Below are 24,487 nucleotides of genomic sequence, written 5' to 3'. Positions count from 1 at the left end.
GCGATGACGGACTGACAGACAACATCTATGTTGAATGTGCAGGCCTCATCGCGGGCAAGCCCGCTCCCACATGGGTCACCGGTGATTTTGAAATTTGTGTGAGGACACCGTTTTGCGCTCTACCGAAGTCGTGATCATTGGCGCTGGCGCCGCTGGGTTGATGTGTGCACTGACCGCCGCCGGGCGCGGGCGTCAGGTGTTGCTGCTCGACCACGCGAACAAGGCCGGCAAGAAAATCCTGATGTCGGGCGGTGGTCGCTGCAATTTCACCAACATGTACACTGAACCGAGCAATTTCCTCTCGCAGAACCCGCATTTTTGCAAATCGGCACTGGCGCGTTACACCCAGTGGGATTTCATCGGCATGGTCGGCAAGCACGCCGTGCCGTACCACGAGAAGAAACTCGGCCAGTTGTTCTGCGATAACAAATCCAGCGACATCCTCGAAATGCTTCTGACCGAATGCGATCAAGTCGGTGTCGACCTGCGTCTGGACACCTCGATCCAGACCATCGAGAAAGTCGAAAATGGCTACCTGCTCGACACCACCCTCGGCCAGGTCCAGTGCCAGTCGCTGGTAATTGCCACGGGTGGTCTGTCGATCCCGACGCTGGGCGCCACCGGTTTCGGTTATCAGGTCGCCAAGCAGTTCGGCCATGAACTGCTGCCGACCCGCGCCGGTCTGGTGCCATTCACCATCACCGATCAGCTCAAGGAACTATGCACCGAACTGTCCGGAACGTCGGTGGATTGCCTGGTCAGCTGCAACGAGCAGAGCTTTCGCGAGAATATCCTGTTCACGCACCGTGGCCTCAGTGGTCCGGCGATCCTGCAGATTTCCTCGTTCTGGGAATCCGGCGACACGGTGGAGATCAACTTGCTGCCGGATCACGACGCGGCGAGCTGGCTGCAACAGCAAGTGGCCGAACGCCCCAATAGCGAGCTGAAAACGTTGCTGGGTGAAATCTTCACCAAGAAGATGGCCAACCTGCTGGCGGACAACTGGTTCGTCTCCAAGCCGATGAAGCAGTACACCCACGCGGAACTGGCGGAGATCGCCGAGAAGCTGGGTAGCTGGAAAGTCGTGCCGGCGGGGACTGAGGGTTATCGCACCGCTGAAGTAACACTCGGTGGCGTCGATACTCGCGAAGTGTCCTCGAAAACCATGGAATCACTGAAAAGCCCCGGCCTGTACTTCATCGGCGAAGTGCTCGACGTCACCGGCCACCTGGGCGGCTTCAACTTCCAGTGGGCCTGGGCCTCCGGATACGCTGCTGCGCAGTACGCTTAATTCAAAGCTAAATACAAAAACCTGTGGGAGCTGGCTTGCCAGCGATGAGGCCGGCAGATCCAACATCATTGTTGACTGTCAGGCAGCCATCGCTGGCAAGCCAGCTCCCACAGGGTTCCGTGCCCAATTCAAGATTTAATCCAGCACAAGATCTCAAAGGAACACTTTTTGCTGTCAGATGTGATCGGCGCCATTGCGTCGGCGTCATTACTGGCTCAATTTAGCGGCATCGCCTCGGAAGGCCTTCGCACTTCATGTCCTCGACCTCGTTTCGTCAGTCTTTGCGGCGCCTGTGGGCGCTGGATAAATTCAGCTACAGCGTGCGGGTGTTCATCGCCCTGACCGGCAGCATGGCGCTGTGTTGGTATCAGGATGAAATGGGCCTGCTGATCCCGTTGTTCCTCGGCATTATCGCCAGCGCCCTGGCCGAGACCGACGACAGTTGGCAGGGCCGCCTCAATGCCCTCGCCGTGACGCTGGTGTGCTTCAGCATCGCCGCGCTGTCGGTGGAATTGCTCTTCCCCTACCCCATCGTGTTTGCCATTGCCTTGGCGCTGGCCAGCTTCGGCCTGACCATGCTCGGTGCGCTCGGCGAGCGTTATGGGGCGATTGCCTCGGCAACGTTGATTCTTTCCGTGTACACGATGATCGGCGTCGATCAACGCGGTGGTGCGGTCACTGATTTCTGGCACGAACCGATGCTGCTGGTGGCGGGTGCGGCGTGGTACGGCTTGCTCTCGGTGTTGTGGCAGGCGATGTTTTCCAATCAGCCGGTACAGCAGAGCCTGGCGCGGTTGTTCCGCGAACTGGGGTTTTATCTGAAGCTGAAATCGTCGCTGTTCGAGCCGATCCGGCAGATGGACGTCGAAGCACGACGGCTGGAGCTGGCCCAGCAAAATGGCCGCGTGGTTGCGGCACTGAACAGTGCCAAGGAAATCATTCTGCACCGGGTCGGCAACGGTCGCCCCGGCTCGAAAGTCAGCCGTTACCTGAAGCTGTACTTCCTCGCCCAGGACATCCACGAACGCGCCAGCTCCTCGCACTATCCGTACAACGCCTTGGCCGAAGCGTTTTTCCACAGTGACGTGCTGTTCCGCTGCCAACGCCTATTGCGCCAGCAAGGCAAAGCCTGCCGCGCACTGGCCGAATCGATCCAGATGCGCCAGCCGTTCATCTATGACGCCAGTTTCGCCGAAGCGCTGAGCGACCTCGACGCCTCCCTCGAACACCTGCGCATCCAGAGCAATCCGGCATGGCGCGGACTCCTGCGTTCGTTGCGCGCACTGGCAGCCAACCTCGGCACCCTCGACCGTTTGCTCAGCGACGCGAGTAACCCCGACGCCTTGGCCGATGCGACCGACAGCAGCTTGCTCGACCGCTCACCACGCAATCTCAAGGATGTCTGGATTCGTTTGCGCACGCAGCTTACGCCAACGTCACTGTTGTTCCGTCACGCCCTGCGCCTGCCATTGGCCCTGAGTATCGGCTACGGCATGGTGCACCTGATTCACCCGTCGCAAGGCTACTGGATCATCCTCACCACCCTGTTCGTCTGCCAGCCGAACTACGGCGCCACGCGGCGCAAACTCGGTCAGCGGATTTTCGGCACGGCCATCGGCCTGACCGTGGCATGGGCGCTGTTCGATCTGTTCCCGAGTCCGTTGGTGCAATCGTGTTTCGCCATTGCCGCCGGCGTGGTGTTCTTTACCAACCGCACCACCCGTTACACCCTGGCGACCGCTGCGATCACCATCATGGTGCTGTTCTGCTTCAACCAGGTCGGCGACGGTTACGGGCTGTTCCTGCCGCGACTGTTCGATACCTTGCTTGGCAGCCTGATTGCGGGCCTGACGGTGTTCCTGTTCCTGCCGGACTGGCAGGGCCGACGCCTGAACAAAGTGCTGGCCAACACCCTGACCTGCAACAGCATCTACCTGCGCCAGATCATGCAGCAATATGCCGCCGGCAAGAGCGACGACCTCGCTTATCGTCTGGCCCGACGCAACGCGCATAACGCCGACGCGGCGCTGTCGACGACACTGGCGAACATGCTGATGGAGCCGGGGCATTTCCGCAAAGAAGCGGATGTCGGTTTCCGCTTTCTGGTGCTGTCGCACACCTTGCTCAGTTACCTGTCAGGGCTGGGTGCGCACCGCGAGACGCAGTTGCCGGCCGATGTGCGTGAGCATTTGATTGATGGTGCCGGCGTACAACTCGCGACGAGTATCGACGAAATCGCCCAAGGGCTGGCGAGCAAGCAGCCGATTGCGATTCAGAGTGATGAAGAAGAAGCGCTGGCCAACGAACTGGAGCAGATGCCCGATGAGATTGATGAAGGGCAGCGCCTGGTGCAGACGCAATTGGCGTTGATCTGCCGGCAGCTGGGGCCGTTGCGTACGCTGGCGGCGCATTTGATCAAGGACACCTCCGAAGTTTGAGGTGGCCTGACTGGCCTCATCGCTGGCAAGCCAGCTCCCACAGTGGGTCGAGTGATTCACAAAATTGTGCTTCACCAAAGAACCCTGTGGGAGCTGGCTTGCCAGCGATGAGGCCCTCAGCAACAACACAACTCTGGGATCAGACACCTACATCCCATGCTGCCTCAGCAACCGGTCATAACTGCCATCCGCCTTCATCGCCGCTATCGCCCGATCAAACCCCGCCACGATCTGCTCATGCTGCGGATTTTTCAGACTCACCAATATATGCAGGCTGTTCTCGCTCAACGGTTTGGGCAAGAACTCCACCGAATTGCGCACCTTGGCTGATTCCCGCGCCAGGTAGTACTTCGCGACATACTCGTCCTCCAGCGTCAACTTGACCCGGTCCGCCGCCAGCATGCGCACCGCCATGGCGAAGTTATGCACAGGGACTTTCTGCAACGCCGTGTCGGCATCAAATGGCGGCGAATAGGCATAACCGCGCACCACTGCAATCGGGTATGTGTGCAATTGCTGCAGATTGGAGTATTCAAGCGGCGTGTCTTTGCGCTTGAGGAAGCGGATGCGGTTGAGCAGGTACTCACCGGAAAACTGCCCGAGTTTCGTCCGCTCATCGTTGTACCAGGCGTTGACCAGTACATCGTAACGGCCTTCGCCGACACCCAGCAGCGCCCGTGCCCACGGCACCTGTTCATAACCGCTGGCATAACCGGCCCGGGCCAGCGCGGTGCTGACGATGTCGGTGGCCAGGCCGCCATTGACCAGCGTGTCGTCGGTAAAGGGTGGCCAGATATCGAATACCAGCCGCAGCTTATCGGCTGCAGCGTTCTGACCCAGCAAGAGCAATCCGATCAAAGCAAAGGCTCGATGCAATCGCGGCATGCTTGAAAATCCTTAGCGGGCGAGCTGCCCGGCGTATTTTTCAGTCAAAACCCAAGGCCCCTTACCGGCGAAACCCAGGCCCTAACGTTAGCTCATTGAAGCCAGTGCACAGCGCTCTCCAGCAGATTACACAAAGAAGACACCGTCGCGAGAAAGGAATGATGGCATTTTGACCTTTATCACAGACTCTTCAGCCATACAGACATCTTTGGCGTCTGCGCTTAGTATCGGGCGACGCCTTCAAGGAATCGAAAAATGACAATCGAATGGGTCTGCAAACATCACAGTGATTTGGGCAAAGAACAGTTGTACGCATTGCTGAAACTGCGTTCGGAAGTCTTCGTGGTCGAACAGAAATGCGCCTACCCCGACCTCGATGGCCAGGATCTGGACGGTGACACCTATCATTTGATGGGTTGGGAGGATGACCAGTTGATGGCGTATCTGCGCCTGCTGGATCCGGAATCCCAGGGCGGTGACGTGGTGATCGGCCGGGTGATAACTGCGCCGCAAGGGCGAGGCAAAGGGCTTGGGCACGAAATGATGGAACAGGCGCTGAAACAGGCCGAGAAGCATTGGCCACAGGTGCCGATCTATCTGTCGGCACAAGCGCATTTGCAGGGGTATTACGGCAAGTACGGGTTTGTGGTGGCGGGTGAGGAGTATCTGGAGGATGACATTCCGCATATCGGGATGCGTCGCTCCTGAAAGCCCCATCGCTGGCAAGCCAGCTCCCACAGAGATCTGCGGCAAACACACTTTTTGTGAATGACAGACAAACCTGTGGGAGCTGGCTTGCCAGCGATGGCGTCAGCTCAATCGATACACAGCTCAGGGATACTCAAGCACTGCCTTGATCTGCCGCAAATTACGCTCGATCCACCCGCGATCAATCGCCCCCCACTCGCGAATCCGATAGCGCCCGGCATGGTTGCGTGCGCCCTCTTCCTGCTCGAATTCACAAACGATATCCAGATCCGCCAGTGCCGCAATCGTGTCCTGCGCCGTGCGCCGGGGCATGCCGGTCACTTCGGTCAGCGTCGGCACACTCGGTGCCAGACCGCTGTCGATCAGGTACGCCACGTACAAGCGGCGGTAGAAACTGCTTTTGGTCTTGCTGACGTCCATCCACACCTTCCTGGTTGCGTACTGTTAAGCCTGCAGATCCCGCCACGTCAGGTACACGCGCAGATCAAACTCGACCTGGTGATACCCCGGCAGCATGTGCTCACACAATTTATAAAACGCCTTGTTGTGATCCGACTCTTTGAAATGCGCCAGTTCATGCACCACGATCATCTTCAGAAAATCCGGCGCGGCATCCTTGAACAGCGAGGCGATACGAATCTCTTTCTTGGCCTTGAGCTTGCCGCCCTGCACTCGCGAAACCGTGGTATGCAGACCGAGCGCACGGTGGGTCAGATCGAGGCGGTTGTCGAACAGCACTTTGTCGATGGCCGGGGCGTTGCGCAGATATTCCTGCTTCAAGTCCAGTGCGTAGCTGTACAGCGCCTTGTCGCTCTGCACATCGTGCCGCCCCGAATAGCGCTGATCCAGGTATTCACCCAGACGCCCGTCGGCGATCAGTTGGCGCACCTGATCCTGAAGTTGCGCGGGATAGGCCTGGAGGTACTTCAACACAGTCATGGACGAGCGACACGGTTCGAAAAAGGTGCGCCAGTGTAGCGAATTCAACCGGGCAGTGCGCTCCAGTCAAACGGCGCGGCGAAGCTTGCAACGTCCTCGGCGATCAGTGGTCGTGCGACGAGGAAGCCTTGCACATACTCGCAGCCGTGGGCTTGCAGCCATTGATACTGCTCGATGGTTTCGACACCTTCGGCAATCACCAGCAAACCGTATTGCTTGCACAGGTTGATCACCGTGCTCACCAGCGAAGCGTCCCTTTCGGAGTCCGGCAACCGGGCGATCAGATGGCGATCAAGCTTGAGTGTATCGAGCTCCAGGTCACGCAGATGCGTCAGCGAACACGGCCCGGAGCCGAAGTCGTCCAGCGCCACGCGCACCCCGAGATTGCGCAGCAAACGCAGTTGTTTGCGGGTTTCATCCGGGTTTTGCATCAATGCTTCTTCGGTGACCTCGACTTCCAATTGCCGTGGCTGCAAAGAATGTCGCTCCATGACCTGACGCAACTCGGTGACCAGATTCGGCAGGCTGAACTGGGTGTTGCTCAAACTCACGCCGAGCACCAGGTCTTCGGCAAACAGGGTTTCCCAGGCTTTGCGCTGACCGGCACCGCGATGATAAATCCAGCTGCCGAGACGGCTGATCAATCGCGCCTCCTCCAGCAACGGCAAGAACAACCCCGGCGGCACATCGCCAACGCTCGGGTGCTGCCAGCGCAACAGCGCTTCAAAGCCACGAATCTGGCCGCTGTCGATGGCCACCTGCGGTTGATAGACCAGATTGAAATCGCGGTTTTCGATGGCCGTGCGCACGCTCTCCTCGAGCATCAAACGCGAGCGCGCCCGACCATTCATTTCGTGATCGTAAAAACGATATTGCTGACGCCCGGCGCGCTTGGCCTCGTACATGGCGATGTCCGAGGCGCGCAGTAATCCGTCGAGGTTCGAACCGCAATCCGGATACGTCGCGATGCCGATACTGGCACCGAGGGCGATGTCCAGCCCTTCGATCTGCTGACAGATCGACACACGTTCGATGAGTTTCTCGGCAATCTTCGCCGCTTGCTCGGGAAACTCAAGATCCAGCAGTGCCGTAAATTCATCGCCGCCCATGCGCGCAAGAATGTCGAACGGCCGCAGACACGCCTTCAACTGCTCGGACACCCAACGCAACACGCGGTCGCCAGCATCGTGGCCAAGGGAATCATTGACCCGCTTGAAACCGTCGAGGTCCAGATACAGCAGCACCCAGCTGCTGTCGCTGCGTTCACCGCGCAACAGCAGGTTCTCCACGGTCTGGTAAAAACCGCGACGGTTGAGTAACCCGGTCAAGGGATCGGTCACGGCTTGAAATTCGAGCTGTTGGTGCAAGTGGCGCACCACCGACATGTCGAGAACCGTCACCACCATCGCCTGTTGTTCAGTGGGAAGCGCCGCGCAGGACAAGGCCACCGGCACTTGCTGGCCTGGCGCTGTGCGCAATAACGCATCGTGAAGTCTCAGGGTTTCAGCACGCTTGAAGCTGGCGTAAAAATCGGATTCGGCCCACTGAGGGATATGTGGTTTCTGCAGATAATCGAGAAATTCCTTACCCTCCAGCTCCTTCACCGGCGCGTTCAGCAGGCGCGAAATCGCCGGATTGGCAAAGCGGATCAAGCCATCCTCGCCCACCACCAATATCCCCTCGGCAGCGTTATCCAGCACCGAGGCATTGAAGGCGCGCGCCACTTCCAGGTCATGACTCAAGCGCTGCAACGCGCGGCGATTGCGCTGGTGTTCCAGCAACGCCTGCACTTTCGGTTTAAGGATTTGCGGATCAAACGGTTTGAACAGGTAATCCACCGCGCCGCTGGCGTAGCCCTTGATCACGGCGTCCTGGGATTGCTCGTTGGCGGTGAGGAAGATAATCGGCGTGAGGCGCGTACGCTGACTGCCGCGCATCAGGCGCGCGACTTCAAAGCCGTCCATGCCCGGCATCTGCACATCCAGCAGCACCAGATCGACGTCGTGTTCGAGCAAAAGATTGAGCGCCTCGAAACCGGAGGCCGCGGTCAACACGTGCCAATCCTGACGCTGCAGCAACGCGCGCATGCTGATCAGGTTTTCAGGGTAATCATCAACGATCAAAAGGACAGAGCTGCCTTCACCTGGCGGGGGTTGCACGCATTCCATGCTGCTTCTCTTGTCGGGACATCAGACCGGTTCCGGTAAAAACCGTACACATACTGAGCCTTCACTCTAGTCGCGGATCTGCAAAAGCAGAAGCTGTCATCAGGCCATCATTTAACCAATGTCAGGTCTAGCCGACTAACGGTCACGCGTGAAGGCCCCTGAAACCGGGAAAGATGGCATTTCGACAGGATGTTGACGCCAAACGTCCGCCGGACGGCGGTTAACAAAAAAACCCTCTACGCTTATAAAGGCCGCCCCAAAACGTGCGGCCTAGAGCTTCTGGCACGTGCGTGCAGTGAAACTTGAGTGGAAGAACCGACATGATCGACCTCGCAACCTGGAACCTCAGCGTTCCCGTTGGCAGCCCGCCATACACCGTCGAAACCTCCAAACTGGTGAACGGCTTCAAGGATCAGTACTTCCATTCCGACACCGGCACTTTGTTCTTCTGGTCACCGGTTACCGGGTCAAAAACCGAAAACGCCATCTACCCGCGCACCGAACTGCGCGAAACCTACAGTAACGGCACCCTGCGCAACTGGTATTACCCCGACGCCGACAACTCGTTGCGTGCCACCGTGACGGTGAACAAGGTGCCCAGCTCCGGCAAGATTGTCATCGGCCAGATCCACGCGTACGAAAGCCAGAAGCCGATGGTCAAACTCGAGTACCAATACAAGACCAAAACCGAGACCGGTAACCTGGTGATCAAGGTGCGCATGCACCCGGATGACGACGAGGGCCGGGTCATCACCCTCGCCACCGGGATCAAACTGGATCGCGAATTCAACTACCTCATCCACTTGAGCCCCGGCGGCGCACTCGGCATCAGCGCGGCGGGTTATCAGTGGGACAGCCAGATCAGTGCGACGTGGCGCAACAAGCCGCTGTACTTCAAGGCCGGGGTCTATGTGCAGGACAACACCGGCTACACCAGCGAAGGCGGCCAGGTCACCTTCAGCAAACTCGATATCGACCACGACAAATAACTCTTTATTGACACACATCCTGTGGCGAGGGAGCTTGCTCCCGCTGGGGCGCGCAGCGGCCCTGAAAAAGCGAGGCCTGCTGCGCAGTCCAGCGGGAGCAAGCTCCCTCGCCACAGTGTTATTTATTGCCAATCGGACATCCTTTAAACGGGTTGTTTAGCTTTGTCGGCCGTTACTTCCGGATGCCTACAACAGCTTGCGTCGTTGCCTACGGGTACGCCAGAATCCGCCGGCTTGTGCGCCTGGCGGGCCATCGGTAACTTGATTCGCGTCACTGATTTCCAGTGATCGGGTTTAGTAGCCCGTGGTGTTTTTCAGTTATGTGCAAGGCGCATCAGTCAGCTTTTGTTAGCCGACTTGATGGTGGCTGTGTGCAGGGCGCTTCGGCGCGCCGGTCAATGCTGAATAACTCCCCGGTCTACTAACCTGCGCACAGCTGCCACCCTCCTTTTAGTAGAGAAGGCAAAGCGGCTCCATCAGGAGTTTTCAGCAAATGATCAAATCAACGCCTCACCCGCCGGTCACCGACCCGGCCTCCCCGTACGAATCCCTCAATTCCAAAAAACTCAACGATGCCGCTGAACGCGCCCTCGACCATTACCTCTGCCCCGCCGCCCACATCATGGCGAGCACCAACAAACCCGAACCCATGTACCTCGCCAACCCGAAGTACAACACCGAATCCCTGCTGGCCAACGCCAGCGAAACCCTGGGTTCAGCCAGCGAAATGCTCAACAACTTCGCCGCCATGCTCGACACCTCACACCGCAAGACAGCGCTGGGCATCGCGCAAGTGGTCATGCTCGGTGAATTGGCAGTGAATCAAGCGCTGGATCACGTGGAGTTGAAGGAATAGCCACCCATATCGGACTTTTCATCTAAAAACCTCTTGGATGTCCGCTGTAGGTGACAATTCCTTGTCACTGATGGGAAATCATCCACAGATAAACCCGCCCCGCGGCGGGTTTATTCTATAACAGTCCAACGCTCCGACTTATTTGCCCTTAGTCTTCAACTCTTCCTTCAGATAACGCCAGTAACATCGCTTCCAGCGAGATCGTTTTGGTCTTCGAAGTATTACCGGCAGTAGCGAATACTTCATTACGAGCGATACACACATCACGCATCGGGATCACAGTGACTCCGGAGATCTTACGTGGGTGGAATTCGCTCAAATTGCTTAAATAAAGGGAACAGACCTGCTTAAATTCCAACTTCTTATACCGAATTTATGAATTACCCGAACAGATCATCGCGAATGACTATAAAAAACTGTCATTTCTATCAGGTTACAAGAAACAGACTTCAACCTAACCTCATCAGCGTGATACCGGAAAACCGACTTCGGACTGAAATTTAGCCCGAGCCTTAAATATCGCGAGCAAAAGGTTAAGAAAATAATGCTTACTTTCCAAGGAACCGTCTCTGATACAGGCGAAAGCAATCCCGCCACACTTACATTTGATGACCTAAGCCAACAGGGTGGCAAGTTAAATAATGGGAAAATGAAATATTACGGGCTTAACTTCACCGTCACCGGGAACTATACCGCGAAGACATCCAGATCTTTTAATCTTCAGGCAAAAGCAAAAGCTTCAGATGGGGATGAATATGGGCATGGAGACAGTTCACTCACCATCACCCTGAAATCGTCCGACGGCAACGACAATCAGTTGGGCGGTACTGTTAAAGTTCTCGCAGGCGGGCCGAATGTGGGTAAGACCTACAATATGAACTTCACAAGAGGGTAACCCCAGAGCACAAAAAACCCGCCTTTCGGCGGGTTTCTTGAATCAGCAAATTAACGCTCAGGCTCAGTTAACCTTAGCGTTCAACTCACCCTTCAGATAACGCTGGAACATCGCTTCCAGAGAAATACCGAACGCTTCATAACGGGCGATACACACATCACGCATTGCAGTCACGGTCGCGCCGAAGAATTTACGTGGGTCGAATTCGCTCGGGTTGGTGGCCATCAGGCGACGCATTGCGCCGGTGGATGCCAGACGCAGGTCCGTGTCGATGTTGACCTTGCGCACGCCGTACTTGATGCCTTCGACGATTTCTTCAACCGGTACGCCGTAGGTTTCTTTGATGTCGCCGCCGTACTGGTTGATGATCGCCAGCCACTTCCGGTTTCATGGACGAGTAAACGTGCATCAGCAAGGGCAGCAGCTCGCAGTGAAGCGTGGATAAAATGTTTCGTATACGCTACCTTCAATATTAAATGTTACGGTAGCGACACATGGACTACTCTCTGTTGATTAACCGGCTCGGCATCCAATTACGTCAAAAACGTATAAATCGTGGCCTGACGCAGGCTCAGCTTGCCGATCTGGCGGGACTGACGCGATACAAAGTCATCGCGGTGGAGAAAGGCACCCTTTCCGTCGGCATGATCGCTTACGCGCGCGTTTTGGCTGCTCTGGACTGCGAACTCTCGGTGGTTCCAGCAACGATGCCAACCCTTGAAGAGCTTGGGGATTTATTCGAATGAAAATGGCCTCTCTTCAAGTCAGTACCCCACAGGGTAATAGCGGCAGACTTTTCAGCAACGCCGAGGATTTCACTTTTCGTTATCACGAAGATGCATCGCCAAAAATGGCCATCAGCCTCTCGATGCCTGTACGGCATGACGAATTTCGTCGGCGCGAACTGCACCCTGTTTTTCAAATGAACCTGCCAGAAGGCTATGTGCTGGAGCAGTTACGCAATCGCTTGGCCAAGACAGTCAACGTCGACCCAATGCTGCTACTGGCGCTTTCCGGAAGCACATCGCCCATTGGCAGGGTTCACGTACGCTCTGAAACCGTTGATGCTTTGTTGGAGGAGCAAGAATTTCCGGGAGAGAAACTCGAAGAGATTCTCACGTGGGACGGCACGGAAGATATCTTCGCCGACATGCTTGATCGCTACATCCTGCGGGCAGGCATTTCAGGCGTTCAACCCAAGTTGCTGGTGCCGGAACGACAAGAGGCAGAGTTGCCGCGAGTGACATCCAAAACCTCGGACCTGATCATCAAAAGTGGCAGAGACGAATTCCCAGGCCTGGCGATCAACGAATTCCTTTGTATGTCCATGGCAAAAGACGCGGGCATTCCCGTTCCGCCGTTTTATCTTTCCGACAACGCCAAGCTATTTGTCATGCGCCGCTTTGATCGCGACGATCAGCTCAACCCGATCGGTTTTGAAGACATGGCCGTGTTGATGGGGCTGCCGGCTACTCAGAAGTACAGCAAAAGTTATGCAGCCATCGCGAAGGCTGTTCGAGTGTTTTGCCCGGCGAAACACTTGCGCACGTCCCTCGATCAACTCTTCGATAGCGTTGCCCTGAGTTGCATCGTCGGAAATGGCGACGCTCATTTGAAAAATTTCGGTTTGCTCTATTCAGAACCCACGCAACGCGATGCGCATCTGGCGCCGGCTTACGACATCGTCAACACCACCGCCTATATTCCGGAAGATGTTTTGGCGTTGGATCTGGCGGGCAACAAGTCAATGTTCGCTTCACGACAAGGATTGCTGGAGTTTGCTCATACCTGTGAAATCGAGCGGCCCAGAGAGCGTATTCAAAAGTTGCTCATCGCTGTTGAAGAGGTGCTGAAGCGCCATTCTCAGTATCGTGAACAGGCGCCTCACGTGTTTACTGCCATCAAGCAATCAGCAGCACCATTTGCTCTGACTTTTGGATAGTTTCACTGCACGCAGACATCGCAGCCCACAAAAAACCCGCCTCACGGCGGGTTTCTTGTATCAGCGGTTCAAAGCCAAGGCTCAGTTAACCTTAGCGTTCAACTCACCCTTCAGATAACGCTGGAACATCGCTTCCAGGGAGATCGGCTTGATCTTCGAAGCATTACCCGCAGTACCGAACGCTTCATAACGAGCGATACACACATCACGCATTGCAGTCACGGTGGCGCCGAAGAATTTACGTGGGTCGAATTCGCTCGGGTTGGTGGCCATCAGGCGACGCATTGCGCCGGTGGATGCCAGACGCAGGTCGGTGTCGATGTTGACCTTGCGCACGCCGTACTTGATGCCTTCGACGATTTCTTCAACCGGTACGCCGTAGGTTTCTTTGATGTCGCCGCCGTACTGGTTGATGATCGCCAGCCACTCTTGTGGCACCGACGAGGAACCGTGCATTACCAAGTGGGTGTTCGGGATGCGTTTGTGGATTTCCTTGATGCGGTCGATCGCCAGCACGTCGCCGGTCGGTGGCTTGGTGAACTTGTAGGCGCCGTGGCTGGTGCCGATGGCGATGGCCAGGGCATCAACCTGAGTCTTCTTGACGAAGTCAGCGGCTTCTTCCGGGTCGGTCAGCATTTGGCTGTGATCCAGAACGCCTTCAGCGCCGATACCGTCTTCTTCACCGGCCATGCCGGTTTCCAGCGAACCCAGGCAGCCCAACTCACCTTCAACCGAAACGCCGCAGGCGTGCGCCATGGCTACGGTCTGTTGAGTCACACGAACGTTGTATTCGTAGTCGGTCGGGGTCTTGCCGTCTTCGCCGAGGGAACCGTCCATCATCACCGAGCTGAAGCCCAGTTGAATCGAGCGCTGGCAGACGTCAGGGCTGGTGCCGTGATCCTGGTGCATGCACACCGGGATGTGCGGGAATTCTTCGATCGCGGCCAGGATCAGGTGACGCAGGAACGGCGCGCCAGCGTATTTACGGGCGCCGGCCGAAGCCTGGACGATCACCGGGGAGTCAGTCTTGTCAGCGGCTTCCATGATGGCGCGCATCTGCTCAAGGTTGTTGACGTTGAAGGCTGGAACGCCGTAGCCGAACTCGGCTGCGTGGTCCAACATCTGGCGCATGCTGATAAGTGCCATTGTGTGTGTCTCTCCCGGTTTGGGTCGTTAATCGTGCCAGCCTGCCGGAGCGGCGGCGGCTATTCAAGTGATTGCAGATCGGGGGTCGAAGCCCGGTCTGGTGATTCGATAAAGCAAATTCTGTTTGTCACTGAAACTCTGTGGCGAGGGGGCTTGCCCCCGTTCGGCTGCGCAGCAGTCGTAAATAGCTTTGGGAGCGCTTCGCACTCCAACGGGGGCAAGCCCCCTCGCCACAAAAGCCCCCCACATTAGAGTGGTGGTGTGTCAGTTATTGCGCTTTGCAGCCGCGGCCGATCAGGTCATTGGTGGCGACCCAGTACACCAGGCCTTCGTCACCCTTGACGTGAAACGCCAGCATGCCATCGCTGTACAACGTGCCCGAGGCGCCCGGCTCTTCTTTCAGGCGATAGACCTGATCGCCGCCACCCAGTCGAACATCGACTTCCTTCTGGCTGGCATCGGCGTAACGCCACAGCACTTTGGCCTGGCTGTCGCAGGTCCAGGTGGTCCAGTTATCCGCCGGGGCGGACGACTGAAACAGGTTTAACTGCGCGCAACCGCCCAACAATGCCAACGCCGCAATGGCGATCAAGCCTTTCATCCGTGTTCCTCGGCTGACGGCGCATGCCGCCAGCCCTGAGTTAAAGAGTCAGACCCGTCAAGGACAACCATGTTCCTTGGCCGGGGTTTGCGTCTCGTATTTGTCCAGGCCGTCCGGCCCCGAGCGCTTGTTCAGCACCGGGTTGGTTTCGGCCTGCCAGTCGGCCTGATAACAGCCCTTCTGCGACTCGCTGGGTGCCGGCGTCGCTTCGGCCTTCGGGTTACTCCCGCAGGCCGCCAGCGTACCGGTCAGCAACAACAGTGCTAACGACTTGACCATGTGACCACTCCTTTGCCTGGCCAATCGGGCGGCCTCAGGCCTTGGCCCGGCTTTCCAGGACTTCTACGGCTGGCAGCACTTTGCCCTCGACGAATTCGAGGAACGCGCCGCCACCGGTGGAAATGTAGGAGATTTGCTCAGCCACGCCATATTTATTGATAGCGGCCAGGGTGTCGCCACCGCCAGCAATGGAGAACGCCGAGCTTTCAGCGATGGCCTGAGCCAGCACTTTGGTGCCGTTGCCGAACTGGTCGAATTCGAACACGCCGACCGGGCCGTTCCACAGAATGGTTTTCGACGATTTCAACAGTTCAGCGAAGTTGGCAGCGGTCTGCGGGCCGATGTCCAGAATCATGTCGTCAGCGGCAACTTCAGCGATCAGCTTGACAGTGGCTTCTGCGGTTTCGGCGAATTCTTTGGCAACCACCACGTCAACCGGCAGCGGCACGCTGACTTTGGCAGCGATGGCGCGCGCGGTGTCGAGCAGGTCCGGCTCGTACAGCGATTTGCCCACCGGGTGACCGGCCGCTGCGAGGAAAGTGTTGGCGATACCACCGCCGACGATCAGTTGATCGCAGATCTGGCTCAGGCTGTTCAGCACGTCGAGTTTGGTCGACACCTTGGAGCCGGCAACGATCGCAGCCATCGGCTTGGCCGGCGCGCCCAGGGCTTTGCCCAGCGCATCCAGTTCGGCAGCCAACAGAGGGCCGGCAGCGGCGACTTTGGCGAACTTGGCCACGCCGTGGGTCGAACCTTCGGCGCGGTGGGCGGTGCCGAAGGCGTCCATCACGAACACGTCGCACAGGGCCGCGTATTGCTGGGCCAGTTCGTCAGCGTTCTTTTTCTCGCCCTTGTTGAAGCGCACGTTTTCGAACAGCACGATGTCGCCGGCCTTGACGTCTACACCGCCCAGGTAATCAGCCACCAGCGGCACTTCGCGGCCCAGAGCCTTGCTCAGGTAGTCGGCGACTGGCTTGAGGCTGTTCTCGGCGGAGAACTCGCCCTCGGTCGGACGGCCCAGGTGCGAGCAAACCATCACCGCCGCACCTTTTTCCAGGGCCAGCTTGATGGTCGGCAGCGAAGCCAGGATACGCGCGTCGCTGGTGACAACACCGTCCTTGACTGGGACGTTGAGGTCTTCGCGGATCAATACGCGCTTACCTTGCAGATCGAGGTCGGACATCTTCAACACGGTCATGGGTCGCACTTCCTACGGTTTTTTTGAAGTTGCTGTTTGCAGATAGTGTTCTGCAACATCCAGCATTCGGTTGGCAAAACCCCATTCGTTGTCGAACCAGGCCAGGATGTTTACCAGTTTGGGGCCGGAAACACGGGTCTGACTGGCATCGACGATGGCCGAATGTGGGTCATGGTTGAAATCACAGCTTGCGTGGGGAAGCTCGGTGTAAGCCAACAGGCCTTTGAGCGGGCCGCTGGTGGCAGCCTCGCGCAGAATCCGGTTGACCTCATTGGCGTCGGTCGCGGTGGCGGTCTGCATCGTGATGTCGAGGCAAGACACGTTGACCGTCGGCACGCGTACGGCTTTGGCCTGAATTCGCCCGGCAAGTTCCGGCAGCAGGCGCTCGATACCGCGCGCCAGACCAGTGGACACCGGGATCACCGACTGGAACGCCGAACGCGTGCGGCGCAGGTCTTCGTGGTGATAGGCGTCGATCACCGGCTGATCGTTCATCGCCGAGTGAATCGTGGTGATCGACACGTAATCGAGGCCAATCGCCTTGTCGAGCAGACGCAACAGCGGCACGCCGCAGTTGGTCGTGCAGGAGGCGTTGGACACCAGCAACTCATCACCAGTCAGGCAATCCTGATTGACGCCGTAAACGATGGTGGCGTCGACATCCGCCTCGCTGGCCATCGGCTGCGAGAACAACACGCGTGGCGCGCCAGCGTTGAGAAAGCGCTGGCCATCTTCACGGGTGTTGTAGGCACCGGAACACTCAAGCACCAGATCGACGCCAAGGGACGCCCAATCGATGCCTTCGGGGGTGGCACTGCGCAGGACCTTCACGCAGTCGCCATTAATATGCAGACAATCGCCTTCTACTCGCACTTCGCCGGGAAAGCGGCCGTGAGTGGAGTCGAAGCGTGTCAGGTATTCGATGCTGGCCATGTCGGCCAGATCGTTGATTGCGACAATTTCAAACCCGGCTTTCTCGCCTCGCTCAAACAACGCACGCAAGACGCAACGACCAATCCGGCCGTAGCCGTTGAGTGCAACTTTGTAAGGACGCGGTTGAGGCATGGGGTTCTCGATAAAACGCGGGCAGACACAATGCTTGTTTGCGACACATTCCTTGTGGGAGCTGGCTTGCCAGCGATGGGGTCATCCGCTTCAACATAAATGCCGACTGAACGGACGCTATCGCTGGCAAGCCAGCTCCCACAGGGAATTGCGGTGACCGCTAGATCACCGCGCTGTGCTTAGTCTTCCAGCAGCTCTTCAGCCTGACCCAGGATGTTTTCCAGGGTGAAGCCGAACTCTTCGAACAGTGCCGAAGCCGGAGCCGATTCGCCGTAAGTGGTCATGCCGATCACGCGACCTTCCAGACCCACGTACTTGAACCAGAAGTCGGCGTGAGCCGCTTCGATCGCGATACGCGCGCTGACCTGCAACGGCAGCACGGCTTGCTTGTAGCCCGCGTCCTGAGCATCGAACACGCTGGTGCAAGGCATGGAAACCACGCGCACCTTACGGCCCTGCTCGGTCAGTTTGTCGTACGCCTGAACAGCCAGGCCCACTTCAGAACCGGTCGAGATCAGGATCAGCTCAGGCTCGCCTGCGCAGTCCTTCAGCACGTAGCCACCGCGGCTGATGTCGGCGATCTGACCGGCATCGCGCTCTTGGTGCTGCAGGTTCTGACGCGAGAAGATCAGCGCCGATGGGCCGTCCTTGCGCTCCAGAGCGTTTTTCCAGGCCACGGCCGATTCAACGGCATCGGCTGGACGCCAGGTGTCGAGGTTCGGTGTGGTACGCAGGCTGGTCAGTTGCTCGATCGGCTGGTGCGTCGGGCCGTCTTCGCCCAGACCGATGGAGTCGTGGGTGTAGACGTGGATCACTTGCTTCTTCATCAGCGCGGACATGCGCACGGCGTTGCGGGCGTATTCCATGAACATCAGGAAGGTCGCGCCGTAAGGCACCAGGCCGCCGTGCAGAGTGACGCCGTTCATGATCGCGGTCATGCCGAATTCGCGCACGCCGTAGTACATGTAGTTGCCGCTGGCATCTTCAGCGCTGACGCCTTTGCAACCTTTCCACAGGGTCAGGTTGGAACCGGCCAGGTCAGCCGAACCGCCGAGCAGTTCCGGCAGCAGCGGGCCGAACGCGTTCAGGGTGTTCTGGCTGGCTTTACGGCTGGCGATGGTTTCGCCTTTGGCAGCCACTTCAGCGATGTAGGCCGAGGCTTTTTCGGAGAAGTCGGCCGGCAGCTCGCCGCTCAGACGACGCACCAGTTCGTTGGCTTCGGTCGGGAACGCGGCGGAGTAAGCAGCGAAACGCTGATCCCACTCGGCTTCAACAGCACGGCCAGCTTCTTTGGCATCCCATTCGGCATAGATGTCCGCCGGGATTTCGAACGGGCCGTAGTTCCAGTTCAACGCTTTGCGAGTCAGAGCGATTTCCGCGTCGCCCAGCGGGGCGCCGTGGCAATCTTCTTTGCCCTGCTTGTTCGGCGAACCGAAACCGATGGTGGTCTTGCAGCAGATCAGGGTCGGCAGCGGGCTCTTGCGCGCGGTCTCGATGGCGGTCTTGATCTCTTCCGGATCGTGACCGTCGACGTTGCGGATGACCTGCCAGTTGTAGGACTCGAAACGCTTCGGCGTGTCATCGGTGAACCAGCCTTCGACTTCGCCGTCGATGGAGATGCCGTTGTCATCGTAGAAAGCAATCAGCTTGCCCAGGCCCAGAGTACCGGCTAGGGAAGCGACTTCGTGGGAAATGCCTTCCATCATGCAGCCATCACCCAGGAACACGTAGGTGTGGTGGTCAACGATATTGTGGCCAGGACGGTTGAACTGCGCGCCCAGCACTTTTTCAGCCAGAGCGAAGCCCACGGCGTTGGCCAGACCCTGACCCAGAGGGCCAGTGGTGGTCTCGACGCCCGGGGTGTAACCGAATTCCGGGTGACCCGGGGTACGGCTGTGCAGTTGACGGAATTGTTTGAGGTCGTCGATCGACAGGTCGTAACCGGTCAGGTGCAGCAGCGAGTAGATCAACATCGAGCCGTGGCCGTTGGACAGCACAAAGCGGTCACGGTCGGCGAACGATGGATTGCTCGGGTTGTGCTTGAGGTAGTCGCGCCAAAGCACTTCGGCGATATCTGCCATACCCATAGGGGCACCGGGATGGCCGCTGTTGGCTTTTTGCACGGCATCCATGCTGAGGGCACGAATGGCGTTGGCACGCTCACGACGGCTAGGCATCGCTGATCTCCTGGGTGTGAATAGATTGAAACGGAAAAAAGGAGGGCATTTTCCCTCACCGGAGCGCCTCGGGGCAATGACAGATAGTCATCCGAGGGCGTTTTTCCCATGGTTAACGGCGGTTTCCGTTGGTGAAACCTTTCCGCTGTTCGTTTGTAGAGTTAACCGTTTCGTGAGAAGTGCCATTTATCGAGCAATATCAAAACTTTTTGATATTGGCCTTGCGGTGATTTACCCCCGTCTCTAGACTGCTGCCCCATGAACTTACGCGTGCCTTCCATTCGCCATGACGATTGCGACGAGCTGGCGGCCCTGTGCAAGGCCGGCGGTGATCCGCTGCGGCTGAATGTACTGCGCGCGCTGGCCAACGATTCGTTTGGTGTATTGGAACTGGCGCAGATTTTCGGCATTGGCCAGTCCGGCATGAGTCATCACCTTAAAGTCCTGGCGCAAGCCGATCTGGTGGCGACCCGCCGCGAAGGCAACGCGATTTTCTATCGCCGCGCCCTGCCCCACACCGAACTGCTGGGTGGCAAGCTGCACGCTGCACTGTTAGAAGAAGTCGACAATCTGGCGCTCCCGGACGACGTCCAGGCGCGAATCGCTCAGGTTCACGCCCAGCGAGCCGCCGCCAGCCAAGACTTTTTCGCCCGGGTCGCGGAGAAATTTCGCGCCCAGCAAGACCTGATTGCCGGCCTGCCGCAGTATCGTGAAAGTGTGCTGGCCCTGCTCGACAAACTGAATTTCAATGGCGCTGCCACGGCCATTGAAGTCGGCCCCGGCGATGGTGCTTTTCTGCCGGAACTGGCACGCCGCTTCGGCACCGTAACCGCGCTGGACAACAGCCCGGCGATGCTCGAACTGGCACGTCAGGTATGTGAACGCGAACAACTGGCTAACGTCAGCCTGCAATTGGCCGATGCATTGAACGGCACCAGCCTTCAAGCCGATTGCGTTGTACTGAATATGGTGCTGCACCATTTCGCCGCACCGGCCGAAGCGCTCAAGCACATGGCCGGCCTGCTGCAACCGGGCGGTAGTCTGCTCGTGACAGAGTTATGTAGCCACAACCAGAGTTGGGCCAGGGAGGCCTGCGGTGATCTGTGGTTGGGGTTTGAACAGGACGATTTGGCCCGTTGGGCCACCGCTGCGGGACTCGTTCCCGGGGAAAGCCTCTATGTAGGCTTACGTAATGGTTTCCAGATCCAGGTCCGCCATTTTCAGCGACCGGCTGGCGACACTCACCATCGGTAAATTCAGGAAAACATCGAGATGAGCGAATACTCCCTCTTCACCTCCGAGTCCGTGTCTGAAGGACATCCGGACAAAATCGCCGACCAGATTTCCGATGCGGTGCTGGACGCCATTATTGCCCAGGACAAGCACGCACGCGTTGCCGTGGAAACCCTGGTCAAGACCGGCGTGGCCATCGTTGCCGGTGAAGTGACCACCAGCGCCTGGGTCGACCTGGAGCAGATCGTTCGTGACGTGATCTGCGACATCGGCTACACCAGCTCCGAAGTCGGCTTCGACGGCGCGACTTGCGGCGTGATGAACATCATCGGCAAGCAGTCCCCCGACATCAACCAGGGTGTTGACCGCGCCAAGCCTGAAGATCAGGGCGCCGGCGACCAGGGCCTGATGTTCGGCTACGCCAGCAACGAAACCGACGTGCTGATGCCAGCCCCGATCACCTTCTCGCACCAGCTGGTGCAGCGTCAGGCCGAAGCCCGTAAATCGGGTCTGCTGCCATGGCTGCGTCCAGACGCCAAGTCGCAAGTGACTTGCCGTTACGAAGGCGGCAAGGTGGTTGGTATCGACGCAGTTGTTCTGTCGACCCAGCACAACCCTGAAGTGTCGTACAAAGACCTGCGCGAAGGCGTGATGGAACTGATCGTCAAGCACGTGCTGCCTGCCGAACTGCTGAGCAAAGACACTCAGTTCCACATCAACCCGACCGGCCAGTTCATCATTGGCGGCCCGGTAGGTGACTGCGGTCTGACCGGTCGCAAGATCATCGTCGACAGCTACGGCGGCATGGCCCGTCACGGCGGTGGCGCGTTCTCCGGTAAAGATCCATCGAAGGTTGACCGTTCGGCAGCCTACGCTGGCCGTTATGTTGCCAAGAACATCGTCGCTGCCGGCCTGGCCGAGCGCTGCGAGATTCAGGTTTCCTACGCGATTGGTGTGGCCCAGCCTACTTCGATCTCGCTGAACACCTTCGGCACCGGCAAGATCAGCGATGACAAGATCATCAAACTGGTTCGCGAAGTGTTCGACCTGCGTCCATACGCAATCACCACCATGCTGGATCTGCTGCACCCGATGTACCAGGAAACTGCAGCGTACGGTCACTTCGGTCGCGCTCCACAGACCAAGACTGTTGGCGAAGACACCTTCACCACCTTCACCTGGGAAAAAACCGACCGCGCCGACGCTCTGCGTTCTGCTGCTGGTCTGTAAGACTTCCCCGGCTGTACAAAAAGCCCCGCACGGTTCGCGCCGTGCGGGGCTTTTTCATGCCTGAAATGCGATTCCTGAACCCAAACGAATAACCCTGTGGGAGCGGGCTTGCCCGCGAAGAGGCCAGCCGGATCGACATCACACCTTGACCGGACACACCCCGCAAAACACCCCGCCTACCGAGTTCCATTTCGTCTTCTAACCTTCAAGCATTCCCCCTGAGCAAGGACGCTCACGATGCTTGCCACGCTTCGCCTGCTGTTTGTTTTCCTCGTCGCCTGTACGGCTCTCAATGCCCACGCCGATTGCCCGAAATGGCCAGCTACTCAGGCAAAAACCGAAATCACCGCCCTGCAAAACCAGATCGACCAATGGGACGATGCCTATCACCGCCAGGGCCACTCGCTGGTTGCCGACGAAATCTATGACCAGTCGCGCCTGCGTCTGGGCCAGTTACAGCAGTGTTTCAAACTGGCAGCGGTGACCGAGCCCTTGCGCATGGCCTCAGGCTCAGTCGTGCACCCCATCGCCCATACCGGCCTGGACAAGCTTCATAAAGCCGAAGCCGTGCAAGCCTGGCTGCGTGATCGCAAGGATGTCTGGGTACAACCCAAAGTCGACGGTGTTGCAGTGACACTGGTTTATCGCGAGGGCTTTTTGCAGCAAGCAATCAGTCGCGGCGACGGGGTCAACGGACACGACTGGACGGCATCGGCGCGCAAGATCAAAGCGATTCCGCAACAACTGACGCAACCTGTGGATTTGCTGGTGCAAGGTGAACTGTATTGGCGCCTGAACGAGCATGTGCAGGCCCGTTCCGGCAGCGTCAACGCCCGTGCCACGGTGGCCGGGTTGATGGGACGCAAATCCCTGAATGACGAACACGCCGCCGACATCGGACTGTTTGTCTGGGACTGGCCGCAAGGGCCTGCGCAATTGCCTGAAAGATTATCGACATTGGCGACACTGGGTTTTCCCGCCAACGAACTTTACAGCCACCCTGTCAGCGAGTTCGCCGATGCACAAAAATGGCGTGACCACTGGTATCGCTCACCTTTGCCGTTCGCCAGCGATGGTGTGGTTTTGCGCCAGAGCCAGCGCCCACCCGCCGAACGCTGGCAGGCTCGTGCACCCTATTGGGCCATCGCCTGGAAGTACCCGTTCGCCCAAGCGCTGGCCGACGTGCGCAAAGTCAATTTCAAAGTGGGACGCACCGGGCGCATCACCCCGGTTCTGGAACTGACACCGGTCATGCTGGATGACCGACAGATCAAACGGGTCAGCACCGGTTCGCTGAAGCGTTGGGAAGAGCTGGATATCCGGCCCGGTGACCAGGTGGCAATCAGCCTGGCAGGGCTGACGATTCCGCGCCTCGACAGCGTTGTGTTGCGCACCACTGAACGGGCGGACATCAATATCCCCAGCGCCAGCGACTTCCATGCTTTGAGCTGCTGGCAACCCACACCCGGCTGCGAAAGCCAGTTTCTCGCCCGTCTGACCTGGCTCAGTGGCAAACACGGACTGGCGATGCAACATGTCGGTCGCGGCACCTGGGAGAAACTTCTCGAAACACGCCGCGTGAACAACCTGCTGGATTGGTTGACCCTCGACGCGCCAGAGCTTGCTAACATTGCCGGCTTCGGCGACCGCAGCAGTGAGCGCCTGATCTACAGTTTTCACAGCGCCCGCCAACGACCATTCGCACAGTGGCTCAAGGCACTGGGCTTGCCGCCAACAGGTGAGGCAAGGCTGGCTGATTCGTGGCAGGCACTGGCACAACGTGACACCGAACAATGGCAGGCAGAAGCCGGCATCGGCCCCGGTCGCGCGGCGCAATTGAGCGCATTTTTCCGCGACCCGCAGGTGCTGGCATTGAGTCAAACCTTACGCGCCGCCGGTATCGACGGCTTCTGAACATGCAATCCCGGTGCGCCGGGAACCCAACGGCCGCCGAAGCGCTCCAACAGCGCAGTGCCCGACCGACCTGATTGCCTTTGCACATGGAGCTTTTATGAAATTTCTCACACCGCTCGCCCTGCTCACTCTTTGTGGCGTAATGGCCGCGCCCGTGATGGCTGCCGAAGATGCTCCGGGCCTCACCGGTTGCGCTGCCAAGAAGCAGGGCATCATGAACCAGATCGAGCAGGCCAAATCCCGTGGCAATGCCGATCAGCAGGCGGGCCTGGAAACTGCGCTGCGCGAAGTGACCGAACATTGCACTGATGCAGGCTTGAAGAAAGAACGCGAAAACAAGGTGCTTGAAGCCAAGCACGAAGTGAGCAAACGCCAGGCTGACCTCGACAAAGCCATGAAGAAAGGCGATCCCGAGAAGATCAACAAACGCAAAGACAAGCTCGCCGAATCGCGCAAGGAACTGCAGGAAGCGCTGGACGAAATCGATAAGTAATTGATGCCCCTGTGGCGAGGGGATTTATCCCCGATGGGCT

22 protein-coding genes and 1 pseudogene are annotated in these 24,487 nt (G+C 58.2%); 12 read left to right on the top strand and 11 right to left on the bottom strand.

From position 1 onward, the window contains the following. The first annotated feature begins 112 nt into the window (after positions 1-112). Together AC3WMT_RS16570 and yccS are read left to right on the top strand one after the other, a co-directional pair. The gene (locus AC3WMT_RS16570; RefSeq protein WP_103304254.1) at positions 113-1,291 is read left to right on the top strand and encodes a BaiN/RdsA family NAD(P)/FAD-dependent oxidoreductase; all 1,179 of its coding nucleotides are present in this window, start codon (positions 113-115) and stop codon (positions 1,289-1,291) included. A 254-nt stretch (positions 1,292-1,545) separates the two neighbouring features. Beyond that, a complete protein-coding gene (gene yccS / locus AC3WMT_RS16565) occupies positions 1,546-3,729 on the top strand; it encodes a YccS family putative transporter (RefSeq protein WP_103304255.1) in 2,184 nt (727 codons plus the stop codon). A gap of 147 nt (positions 3,730-3,876) precedes the next feature. Here yccS and AC3WMT_RS16560 read toward each other — a convergent pair whose 3' ends face one another. Next, positions 3,877-4,614: a substrate-binding periplasmic protein gene (locus AC3WMT_RS16560; protein ID WP_103304256.1), complete on the bottom strand. Its 738-nt coding sequence runs from the start codon at positions 4,612-4,614 to the stop codon at positions 3,877-3,879. A gap of 255 nt (positions 4,615-4,869) precedes the next feature. Here AC3WMT_RS16560 and AC3WMT_RS16555 point away from each other — a divergent pair, with 255 nt between their 5' ends. Further along, positions 4,870-5,322, top strand: coding sequence for a GNAT family N-acetyltransferase (locus AC3WMT_RS16555; protein WP_103304257.1), 453 nt, complete (start codon positions 4,870-4,872; stop codon positions 5,320-5,322). A 123-nt stretch (positions 5,323-5,445) separates the two neighbouring features. Here AC3WMT_RS16555 and AC3WMT_RS16550 read toward each other — a convergent pair whose 3' ends face one another. Genes AC3WMT_RS16550 through AC3WMT_RS16540 form a run of 3 tightly spaced genes read right to left on the bottom strand, consistent with a single transcriptional unit; the run spans position 5,446 to position 8,429 of the window. Next, a complete protein-coding gene (locus AC3WMT_RS16550; RefSeq protein ID WP_007913779.1) occupies positions 5,446-5,742 on the bottom strand; it encodes a winged helix-turn-helix domain-containing protein in 297 nt (98 codons plus the stop codon). Between the two features lie 24 nt (positions 5,743-5,766). Continuing rightward, positions 5,767-6,261, bottom strand: a complete 495-nt coding sequence (locus AC3WMT_RS16545) for a M48 metallopeptidase family protein (RefSeq protein ID WP_103304376.1) — start codon at positions 6,259-6,261, stop codon at positions 5,767-5,769. Positions 6,262-6,305: 44 nt separating this feature from the next. Then, a complete protein-coding gene (locus AC3WMT_RS16540; protein ID WP_103304258.1) occupies positions 6,306-8,429 on the bottom strand; it encodes a putative bifunctional diguanylate cyclase/phosphodiesterase in 2,124 nt (707 codons plus the stop codon). A gap of 320 nt (positions 8,430-8,749) precedes the next feature. On the opposite strand from AC3WMT_RS16540, the gene AC3WMT_RS16535 reads away from it, so the two are divergent. The 3 genes from AC3WMT_RS16535 to AC3WMT_RS16525 all read left to right on the top strand — a co-directional run bounded on the left by AC3WMT_RS16535 (position 8,750) and on the right by AC3WMT_RS16525 (position 11,169). Continuing rightward, on the top strand, positions 8,750-9,418 hold the full coding sequence (locus AC3WMT_RS16535; protein ID WP_103304259.1) for a polysaccharide lyase family 7 protein: 669 nt from the start codon (positions 8,750-8,752) through the stop codon (positions 9,416-9,418). 493 nt (positions 9,419-9,911) lie between these two features. After that, on the top strand, positions 9,912-10,274 hold the full coding sequence (locus tag AC3WMT_RS16530) for a DUF6124 family protein (protein ID WP_103304260.1): 363 nt from the start codon (positions 9,912-9,914) through the stop codon (positions 10,272-10,274). A gap of 544 nt (positions 10,275-10,818) precedes the next feature. After that, on the top strand, positions 10,819-11,169 hold the full coding sequence (locus tag AC3WMT_RS16525) for a hypothetical protein (protein WP_103304261.1): 351 nt from the start codon (positions 10,819-10,821) through the stop codon (positions 11,167-11,169). A 63-nt stretch (positions 11,170-11,232) separates the two neighbouring features. On the opposite strand, the pseudogene AC3WMT_RS16520 reads toward AC3WMT_RS16525, so the two are convergent. After that, positions 11,233-11,547: pseudogene (locus tag AC3WMT_RS16520) on the bottom strand (class II fructose-bisphosphate aldolase); the annotation flags it as partial. A gap of 116 nt (positions 11,548-11,663) precedes the next feature. Between AC3WMT_RS16520 and AC3WMT_RS16515 the strand changes: the two are divergent. After that, on the top strand, positions 11,664-11,915 hold the full coding sequence (locus AC3WMT_RS16515) for a helix-turn-helix domain-containing protein (RefSeq protein ID WP_103304262.1): 252 nt from the start codon (positions 11,664-11,666) through the stop codon (positions 11,913-11,915). Beyond that, positions 11,912-13,111: a type II toxin-antitoxin system HipA family toxin gene (locus AC3WMT_RS16510; RefSeq protein WP_103304263.1), complete on the top strand. Its 1,200-nt coding sequence runs from the start codon at positions 11,912-11,914 to the stop codon at positions 13,109-13,111. Before AC3WMT_RS16515 ends, AC3WMT_RS16510 begins: the two co-directional genes overlap by 4 nt. Before the next feature lie 81 nt (positions 13,112-13,192). On the opposite strand, the gene fba is transcribed toward AC3WMT_RS16510, so the two are convergent. The 6 genes from fba to tkt form a co-directional block, all read right to left on the bottom strand. Then, complete coding sequence (gene fba / locus AC3WMT_RS16505; RefSeq protein ID WP_003229012.1) at positions 13,193-14,257, bottom strand: class II fructose-bisphosphate aldolase; 1,065 nt, start codon at positions 14,255-14,257, stop codon at positions 13,193-13,195. Between the two features lie 268 nt (positions 14,258-14,525). Next, complete coding sequence (locus AC3WMT_RS16500) at positions 14,526-14,858, bottom strand: MliC family protein (RefSeq protein ID WP_103304265.1); 333 nt, start codon at positions 14,856-14,858, stop codon at positions 14,526-14,528. A gap of 57 nt (positions 14,859-14,915) precedes the next feature. Continuing rightward, positions 14,916-15,137 (bottom strand): hypothetical protein, encoded by a 222-nt coding sequence (locus AC3WMT_RS16495; protein WP_007913756.1) that lies wholly within the window; start codon positions 15,135-15,137, stop codon positions 14,916-14,918. Between the two features lie 34 nt (positions 15,138-15,171). Beyond that, on the bottom strand, positions 15,172-16,335 hold the full coding sequence (locus AC3WMT_RS16490) for a phosphoglycerate kinase (protein ID WP_103304266.1): 1,164 nt from the start codon (positions 16,333-16,335) through the stop codon (positions 15,172-15,174). Positions 16,336-16,347: 12 nt separating this feature from the next. Next, positions 16,348-17,400: an erythrose-4-phosphate dehydrogenase gene (gene epd / locus AC3WMT_RS16485; protein ID WP_034153619.1), complete on the bottom strand. Its 1,053-nt coding sequence runs from the start codon at positions 17,398-17,400 to the stop codon at positions 16,348-16,350. Positions 17,401-17,579: 179 nt separating this feature from the next. Next, positions 17,580-19,577: a transketolase gene (gene tkt / locus AC3WMT_RS16480; protein ID WP_103304267.1), complete on the bottom strand. Its 1,998-nt coding sequence runs from the start codon at positions 19,575-19,577 to the stop codon at positions 17,580-17,582. A gap of 258 nt (positions 19,578-19,835) precedes the next feature. Here tkt and AC3WMT_RS16475 point away from each other — a divergent pair, with 258 nt between their 5' ends. From AC3WMT_RS16475 to AC3WMT_RS16460, 4 genes are all read left to right on the top strand, one after another. Further along, positions 19,836-20,831, top strand: coding sequence for an ArsR/SmtB family transcription factor (locus AC3WMT_RS16475; protein ID WP_103304268.1), 996 nt, complete (start codon positions 19,836-19,838; stop codon positions 20,829-20,831). 18 nt (positions 20,832-20,849) lie between these two features. Then, on the top strand, positions 20,850-22,040 hold the full coding sequence (gene metK, locus AC3WMT_RS16470) for a methionine adenosyltransferase (protein ID WP_003229025.1): 1,191 nt from the start codon (positions 20,850-20,852) through the stop codon (positions 22,038-22,040). Positions 22,041-22,277: 237 nt separating this feature from the next. Beyond that, on the top strand, positions 22,278-23,954 hold the full coding sequence (ligB, locus tag AC3WMT_RS16465; RefSeq protein ID WP_103304269.1) for an NAD-dependent DNA ligase LigB: 1,677 nt from the start codon (positions 22,278-22,280) through the stop codon (positions 23,952-23,954). Positions 23,955-24,051: 97 nt separating this feature from the next. Beyond that, positions 24,052-24,447 carry a DUF1090 domain-containing protein gene (locus AC3WMT_RS16460; RefSeq protein WP_103304270.1) on the top strand — a complete coding sequence of 132 codons (396 nt, stop codon included), beginning with the start codon at positions 24,052-24,054 and terminating at the stop codon, positions 24,445-24,447. The last annotated feature ends 40 nt before the right edge of the window (positions 24,448-24,487 follow it).

The organism is Pseudomonas sp. FW305-7 (genome assembly GCF_058786735.1).
This window is presented reverse-complemented; position numbering and strand designations above follow the sequence as displayed.

Bases quoted from the DNA above. Each gene is read 5' to 3' on its own strand.
- AC3WMT_RS16495 (WP_007913756.1), bottom strand. From the start codon at position 15,137: ATGGTCAAGTCGTTAGCACTGTTGTTGCTGACCGGTACGCTGGCGGCC.
- AC3WMT_RS16540 (WP_103304258.1), bottom strand. From the start codon at position 8,429: ATGGAATGCGTGCAACCCCCGCCAGGTGAAGGCAGCTCTGTCCTTTTG.
- AC3WMT_RS16525 (WP_103304261.1), top strand. From the start codon at position 10,819: ATGCTTACTTTCCAAGGAACCGTCTCTGATACAGGCGAAAGCAATCCC.
- AC3WMT_RS16500 (WP_103304265.1), bottom strand. From the start codon at position 14,858: ATGAAAGGCTTGATCGCCATTGCGGCGTTGGCATTGTTGGGCGGTTGC.
- tkt (WP_103304267.1), bottom strand. From the start codon at position 19,577: ATGCCTAGCCGTCGTGAGCGTGCCAACGCCATTCGTGCCCTCAGCATG.
- AC3WMT_RS16550 (WP_007913779.1), bottom strand. From the start codon at position 5,742: ATGGACGTCAGCAAGACCAAAAGCAGTTTCTACCGCCGCTTGTACGTG.
- AC3WMT_RS16490 (WP_103304266.1), bottom strand. From the start codon at position 16,335: ATGACCGTGTTGAAGATGTCCGACCTCGATCTGCAAGGTAAGCGCGTA.
- AC3WMT_RS16510 (WP_103304263.1), top strand. From the start codon at position 11,912: ATGAAAATGGCCTCTCTTCAAGTCAGTACCCCACAGGGTAATAGCGGC.
- AC3WMT_RS16530 (WP_103304260.1), top strand. From the start codon at position 9,912: ATGATCAAATCAACGCCTCACCCGCCGGTCACCGACCCGGCCTCCCCG.
- AC3WMT_RS16460 (WP_103304270.1), top strand. From the start codon at position 24,052: ATGAAATTTCTCACACCGCTCGCCCTGCTCACTCTTTGTGGCGTAATG.
- epd (WP_034153619.1), bottom strand. From the start codon at position 17,400: ATGCCTCAACCGCGTCCTTACAAAGTTGCACTCAACGGCTACGGCCGG.
- ligB (WP_103304269.1), top strand. From the start codon at position 22,278: ATGCTTGCCACGCTTCGCCTGCTGTTTGTTTTCCTCGTCGCCTGTACG.
- yccS (WP_103304255.1), top strand. From the start codon at position 1,546: ATGTCCTCGACCTCGTTTCGTCAGTCTTTGCGGCGCCTGTGGGCGCTG.
- AC3WMT_RS16475 (WP_103304268.1), top strand. From the start codon at position 19,836: ATGAACTTACGCGTGCCTTCCATTCGCCATGACGATTGCGACGAGCTG.
- AC3WMT_RS16515 (WP_103304262.1), top strand. From the start codon at position 11,664: ATGGACTACTCTCTGTTGATTAACCGGCTCGGCATCCAATTACGTCAA.
- fba (WP_003229012.1), bottom strand. From the start codon at position 14,257: ATGGCACTTATCAGCATGCGCCAGATGTTGGACCACGCAGCCGAGTTC.
- AC3WMT_RS16535 (WP_103304259.1), top strand. From the start codon at position 8,750: ATGATCGACCTCGCAACCTGGAACCTCAGCGTTCCCGTTGGCAGCCCG.
- metK (WP_003229025.1), top strand. From the start codon at position 20,850: ATGAGCGAATACTCCCTCTTCACCTCCGAGTCCGTGTCTGAAGGACAT.
- AC3WMT_RS16545 (WP_103304376.1), bottom strand. From the start codon at position 6,261: ATGACTGTGTTGAAGTACCTCCAGGCCTATCCCGCGCAACTTCAGGAT.
- AC3WMT_RS16560 (WP_103304256.1), bottom strand. From the start codon at position 4,614: ATGCCGCGATTGCATCGAGCCTTTGCTTTGATCGGATTGCTCTTGCTG.
- AC3WMT_RS16555 (WP_103304257.1), top strand. From the start codon at position 4,870: ATGACAATCGAATGGGTCTGCAAACATCACAGTGATTTGGGCAAAGAA.